Source organism: Catellatospora sichuanensis, from assembly GCF_007483665.1.
Classification (GTDB): domain Bacteria; phylum Actinomycetota; class Actinomycetes; order Mycobacteriales; family Micromonosporaceae; genus Catellatospora; species Catellatospora sichuanensis.
This window is the reverse complement of sequence record NZ_VIQO01000079.1, coordinates 1-1,006: the sequence shown is the minus strand read 5'-3', so window position 1 is coordinate 1,006 and position 1,006 is coordinate 1. Positions and strand designations below refer to the sequence as shown.

Sequence of the window (1,006 nt, the reverse complement as noted above, 5' to 3'; positions counted from 1 at the left end):
TCGCCGCCCAGGCCGAGGCGGTACGCCGGGCCACCGCCCCGGCGCCCGATCGTGGTGCCGCCCGGCCCGACCCACAGACCACCACCGAACTGGTGCACGCCTGCGCGGACCGCCGGCGGGTGCGCCTGCGGTATCGCTCCGAGGCCGGCAATGAGCGCGAGCTGGACGTCGACCCGTGGGCGGTCGTCGTGCGCCACAGCCGCTGGTACCTGCTGTGCTGGTCGCACACGTCCGACGGCCGCCGGGCATACCGGATCGACCGGGTCCGCGGCGTCGAGGTGCTCGACGACGGGTTCGTCCCGCCGGCCGACCTCGACCCGGTCGCCACGCTCGAGGAGCACCTGGCGGTCGGCTGGGAGTACGCCGTCGAGGTGGTCATCGACGCGCCGCAGGCCACCGCCGCGCGCCACGTCCCGCGAAACCTGGGCCGCCTCGAACCGGCCGACGCCGACACCTGCCGCCTGATCGGCACGACCAGCAACCCCTGGTGGTACGCCGAGCAGCTCACCGCCATCCCCGTGGCGTTCCGGATCGTCGGCGGCCCCGAGGTCCGCCACACCGCACAGGTCCTCGGCCGGCGCCTGCTTGCCGCATCGGCCGACGTCGCAGCCCTTGACTGACTGAACCGACAGCGTCGGACCCGGCCACCACCGTCGGGACATGACGATCGAGCGCATGGACAACGTCGGGATCGTCGTCGACGACCTCGACGCCGCCGTCGCTTTCTTCACCGAACTCGGCATGGAGCTGGAAGGCAGGATGCCGACCGAAGCAAGCTGGGCGGGAAAGGTCGTCGGGCTCGACGACATGCGCACCGAGATCGCGATGATGCGCGTCCCGGACGCCCCGGGCCGGCTCGAACTGGTGATGTACCACCACCCGAAGGCGATCACCCCCGAGCCGGCGATCACCCCGCCGAACACGCTGGGCCTGCACCGCGTCATGTTCGCCGTCGACGACATCGAGGACACCCTCGCCCGCCTCCGCCCGCACGGCGCCGAACTCG

Annotated in this window: 2 protein-coding genes; both read left to right on the top strand. The window is 72.6% G+C overall.

The features are described from left to right. The coding region (locus FLL47_RS42600) for a helix-turn-helix transcriptional regulator (RefSeq protein WP_144128388.1) at positions 1–620 on the top strand (620 nt) is incomplete at its 5' end. A 40-nt stretch (positions 621–660) separates the two neighbouring features. Continuing rightward, positions 661–1,006, top strand: a 346-nt coding sequence (locus FLL47_RS42595; RefSeq protein ID WP_144128387.1) for a VOC family protein, incomplete at its 3' end; no start/stop codon positions are given.